The sequence below is a fragment of the Flavicella sp. genome, assembly GCF_037132785.1.
Lineage (GTDB): Bacteria > Bacteroidota > Bacteroidia > Flavobacteriales > Flavobacteriaceae > Flavicella.
Map to the genome: position 1 here is coordinate 1 of NZ_JBAHZZ010000105.1, position 5,563 is coordinate 5,563.

Annotated in this window: 3 protein-coding genes and 1 pseudogene; 3 read left to right on the forward strand and 1 reads right to left on the reverse strand. The window is 31.1% G+C overall.

The window, feature by feature from the left end:
* From V5787_RS07220 to V5787_RS07230, 3 genes and pseudogenes are all read left to right on the forward strand, one after another.
* Positions 1 to 136: pseudogene (locus V5787_RS07220) on the forward strand (IS1595 family transposase); the annotation flags it as partial.
* A 135-nt stretch (positions 137 to 271) separates the two neighbouring features.
* The gene (locus tag V5787_RS07225; protein ID WP_336892585.1) at positions 272 to 1,960 is read left to right on the forward strand and encodes a beta-N-acetylhexosaminidase; all 1,689 of its coding nucleotides are present in this window, start codon (positions 272 to 274) and stop codon (positions 1,958 to 1,960) included.
* Between the two features lie 338 nt (positions 1,961 to 2,298).
* Positions 2,299 to 4,674, forward strand: a complete 2,376-nt coding sequence (locus V5787_RS07230) for an outer membrane beta-barrel family protein (protein WP_336892586.1) — start codon at positions 2,299 to 2,301, stop codon at positions 4,672 to 4,674.
* A 493-nt stretch (positions 4,675 to 5,167) separates the two neighbouring features.
* On the opposite strand, the gene V5787_RS07235 is transcribed toward V5787_RS07230, so the two are convergent.
* Positions 5,168 to 5,563, reverse strand: a 396-nt coding sequence (locus V5787_RS07235; RefSeq protein WP_336892587.1) for a T9SS type A sorting domain-containing protein, incomplete at its 5' end; no start/stop codon positions are given.

Below are 5,563 nucleotides of genomic sequence, written 5' to 3' on the forward strand. Positions count from 1 at the left end.
AGCTTACTTTGATGAATTTTGTTTTAGAATTAATAGGTCACAATACAAAGAATCCATTTTTCATAAAACAATTCTTAGAATGGTACTACAAAAACCTAAATATCAAAAAAACATAAAACAGACACTAGGCGTATAACTCAGAAAATTGATATAACTTAATCTAAAATTGCCAATATCATTGGCAAGCATAAATCAAAACGCCTATATTTGTAATGCAAAAATTGAGTTTTTGGGTTAAATTCAGCAAGTCTAATAAATTAATATAACAAAAATGAGATCTATTATCGTATTCCTATGTTTATTGAGCGTATCCTGTTCAAATAAATACAAAGATGTAATAACTGCAGCTGAAGATTATCAAATAATTCCAAAACCATCTACTCTGGAAGTTTTAAAAGGAAGATTTTTGATAGACGATAACACTAAAATAGTAGGAGATTCAAGTTTGATAACCGAGGGGGATTATCTAGCAGAAATGCTAAGTCTTTCTTCAGGAGAGAATATTAAATTTGATCCCAAAAGCGATAATGGAAATATTATATTAAAAATAGATGACGCTATAACTAATAATGAAGGGTATGAACTAAAAGTAGCCTACAATGAAATTATCATTTCAGGAAAAACTTCTAAAGGTGTTTTTTATGGCATTCAAACATTAAGACAATTGATGCCTGCTTCCATAGAATCAAAAGATGGGTTAACAAAAGAATTAACTATTCCAGCAGTTAGTATTAAAGACAGCCCGAGATATCTATACAGAGGAATGCATTTAGATGTTGCTCGTCATTTTTTTCCTGTTTCATTTGTGAAAAAATACATTGATTTAATTGCAATGCATAAAATGAATGCCTTTCATTGGCACCTAACTGAAGATCAAGGTTGGAGAATAGAAATAAAAAAATACCCAAAATTAACTGAAGTTGGAGCTTGGAGAAATGGGACTATCGTTGGTCATCACCCTGGAACTTCAAACGATCAAAAAAAATACGGTGGTTTTTATACGCAAGAAGATATAAAGGAGATCGTTAAATATGCCTCAGAACGTCATGTTACCGTAATCCCTGAAATTGAATTACCAGGTCACGGTGGTGCAGCCATTGCATCCTATCCCTTCTTAAGTTGTTTCCCAAATGAACCGACTAAAATTTATAAGGATATGGGTTCAATCAAAGGGAAAGAATTACAAGCCAATGGAACACCAAAAATAGTGTATGAAACCTGGGGAGTTATTGATGATGTGTTTTGTGCTGGGCAAGAAGAAACCTTTGAGTTTTTAGAAAATGTTTTGGCCGAAATAATTCCATTATTTCCCGCTCAATACATTCATATAGGAGGAGATGAATGTCCAAAAGGAAATTGGAAAAAATGCTCAAAATGTCAACAAACAATGGTGGAAAAAGGATTAAAAAACGAGCATGAGTTACAGAGTTATTTCATTCAACGAATGGAAAAATATATAAATTCTAAAGGGAAGAAAATAATTGGTTGGGAAGAAATTTTAGAAGGAGGATTGGCTCCTAATGCCACTTTGATGTCTTGGAGAGGTACCAAAGGAGGAATAACAGCAGCAAAACAGAAACACGATGTCATTATGACTCCAAAACAGTATTGTTATTTTGATTATTATCAATCTAAAGACAGAGAAAATGAGCCATTGGCAATTGGAGGATTGACAACTGTTTTTCAAGTATATTCTTATAATCCAGCACCTGAAGAATTAACTCAAGAGGAACAAAAGTATATTTTAGGAGTTCAAGGAAATGTTTGGACAGAATATATGGAAACTACAGATTCTGTTGAATATATGCTATTACCTAGAATGACAGCTTTATCAGAAGTAGTTTGGTCATCAGAAGAAGGGAAAAACTGGAATGATTTTCAACAAAGATTAAATTATATTTCTAAAAGATATGATGTCATGGACTTAAATTACGCAAAACATAGTATTAAAAAGGAATAATTGTTTTATTGCAAAAGAATAGTAAGTGTCGTCAGGCTGAGCAGAATCATGCTTTTTCATAAGTAAAAACTATTCTATAACTCACTTTAGATTGCACCAAATATCGAAAATGAATATTCAAAAAAACATCACTGAAAAATAAAATATTGGACGTTTAGTAGATAAAAATACTTATTAAATTGTTCAATTTAAAAACATGTTCTTCTCTGATTAACTCAACACCTACAAGATGTTAAACAAAAAATAATGCATTTGGTCAGGATAAAATGGTAGTTGATAGATTTGTGTTTTGATATAAAATAAATTCAGTTAATTTTGATTAAAATTTTAATCAAACGATGAAACGTATATTTCTTTTTTTATTTCTATCATTAACAACATGCCTCCTAAACGATTTACATGCACAAACATCATTTAAAGTTAAAGGTGTGGTAGTGAATGAACTGAATAAAACCCCTATTCCATTCGCTACTTTGATCGTTATCAATAAAGAAACCTCAGAAAACATTACAGGTACAACCACAGCGGATGATGGGTCTTTTGAAATCACGATAAATTCATCTAATATTTCTTTAGAAATTCGATATATAGGTTTTGAAACAAAAGTTATTCCAGAGGTTTTATTTTCTTCTAACATAGCCAATCTTGGTAAAATAGGAATCTATGAAGGTCATACTTTAGAAGAAGTAAATATTAGAGCCGAAAAATCTACTACAGAGTTTAAATTAGACAGACGTGTTTTTAATGTTGGGAGAGACTTAAGTTCTACCGGAATGGGAGCATTGGAGTTATTGAATAATGTCCCTTCTGTAAACATCAACATAGAAGGTGAAATAAGTTTAAGAGGGAGTTCTGGTGTACAAGTTTTGATTGACGGAAAACCTTCAATTATAGCAGATGACCCAAGCAATTCCTTGAGTTCTATTACTGCAGATATGATTGAAAGTGTAGAAGTAATCACCAATCCATCTGCCAAATATGACGCCGAAGGAACCTCAGGAATTATAAACATAATCCTAAAAAAGAACAAAAAAAAGGGTCTAAATGGCTCTATTTCTCTCAATACAGGCACACCTCACAATCACAGTATGGGTCTGAGCATAAACAAAAGATCTGAAAAATTTAATTTATTTGCGCAACTAGGAGCTGGGTACAAAGAAAGAATTTATGACAACGAAAACAGCAATCAGAACTTAGAAGACAACACAACGATCAATAGCATAAGCACAGAATACAGAAATGAAAATTATTACAATCTTGTTTTAGGAACTGATTATGAGATAAACGAATTAAACATAATTACCTTATCAGGAAATTTTACATATGAAATTGAAGACATGCCGTCCAAAACATATTTTAGTTCTTATGAAGAGAATACATTAATTTCTGAATGGAATCGTAATGAAACAACAGATGCTACTAATCCAAAATGGCAATATGAATTACAGTATAAAAAAGATTTTAAAGACCACAAAGACCACGATTTGTTGTTTAGCGCATTGGGAAGATATTTTGGAAAAGATCAAGAGTCAGAGTTCGAAGTATTGCCAACATTTGGTGACAGCGAATTTGAAAATCAACAAACAGAGACTGAGTTTCAACAACAAGACTTCACTTTAAAGTTAGACTATACAAAACCAATTTCTGAAAACTCAACTTTAGAAACAGGAACTCAATATGTTATCAATGATGTTGGCAATGATTTTACTGTTAGGGATTGGGATTTTACTAACGAAGATTGGGTCACAGATTCAGATTTAACAAATAATTTCGAATATAACCAAAAGGTCTTGGGTATATATGCAACAGGTTCATATGAATATGCTTCTTGGGGAGTAAAAGCGGGATTACGATTAGAAAACACTAATTTAAACACACTTCTTATTGATACAGATGAAGGAAATGAAGAAAATTATACAGACTTTTTTCCAAGTGCACATATATCTTATAAGTTTAATCAAGAAATCTCAATGCAAGGGGGGTATTCTAAACGAATTTTCAGACCAAGATTATGGGACCTAAATCCCTTTTTTAATATTAGAAATGATTATAACTACAGAGTAGGAAACCCTGATTTAAAACCCGAATACACAGATTCATTTGAATTGACTAGTATTTTTATCATTCCAAAAGCTTCTATCAACGCCAGTATTTATCATAGATATACTAATGATGTCGTTGAGCGTATAACTTATTTCGAAGACAACGTTAGTATTACGAAACCAGAAAATATTGGAACAAACAATACAACAGGTGTTGAGTTAAACGCTAAATACAGCCCTTGGAATTGGTTTTCTTTAAACAGTGATTTCAATTTTAGTTATTTTGACAGAAAAGGAGAGCTTGATGGCGAAAACTTTGATTTTATCGGTAGAAGTTGGACTACTAGAATGACTGGAAAACTAAAGTTACCAGCAGAATTTGAGGTAGAATTAACTGGGAATTTTCAATCCGCTTACAAGACAGTACAAGGCGAAACTTCTCAAAACACTTATGCAGATTTTGGTTTACGCAAAAAAATAGCAAACGGGAAAGTGGTAATAAGTCTTAGCGCAACAGACATATTTAATTCTCGTATTAGAGAAGTTACTATAAGTCAACCTACATATTATGTTTATTCCAAACGACAAAGAGGACGAATCATTACGCTAGGAGTGAGTTATGGATTTGGAAAAGGAGAAGCTATGACTTATTCTGGAGGAGGAAGAAGATAGCTGCCACAAGAATGAACCAAATGACGGATCAGTAAATCCGCTTGAGGATTTACCTCTAGACATTAACTTGAGTTCAATATTTTGTGGATTATCCTAAATGAATTTCAGAGTGATTGATCATAAAATTGAATTATATTTTTCTTTAGATGAAATAAAAAATATTAGCATAGCCTAGTTACGGTTCTATTTTATATTGAAATATAAAGGAAACAGAAACTAACTTAATCAATCATTTTGATGTTTAATTGATATTCCTTAGTAAAAAAACACTTATTATGTTAAGCCAATTTACTCCTTTTTTCTAATAAAACTTATGGTTGTTATAATAACAGGACAAATTCAATTTTTAGTTTTCTTTTTTGTTAAATATTAATCCTTTTCACTGTTTTTTTATTGCTTTTAATGGCATTAAATACCAAATAAACATCAATAAAAAAAGGCTCCTAAATAAATTAGAAACCTTTATAAATTAAAATTTTATAGTTTGAACCAGCTACAATTTCACTATTTTTTTTGATGTTTTCCCTTGACTGGTTTCTACTTCAAAAATATAGATGCCACTTGATAAGTAACTAACATCTATGCTTAAACTTTTCTCGGAATATAAATACTTGCCTAATACGGTATAAATATTTACTTGTTTAAAGTTTAATGTACTATCTAAAGTTATATGTAATATATCTTTAACAGGGTTTGGATAAAATTTCACGGTGTTTTCAGTATTTATATCTAAGGAACTTAATGCTTCACTTATAGCTCCAAAATCTTTCCAAACGTCTGCTAATTCATAGTTGTCTTTTGTGCCTTTTGGTACGGTTAAAGTTATATTATCTAAAATTAAACCTTCAAAGACATTTGAATTTATAGATAATGGGGTTTGCCAATTGAC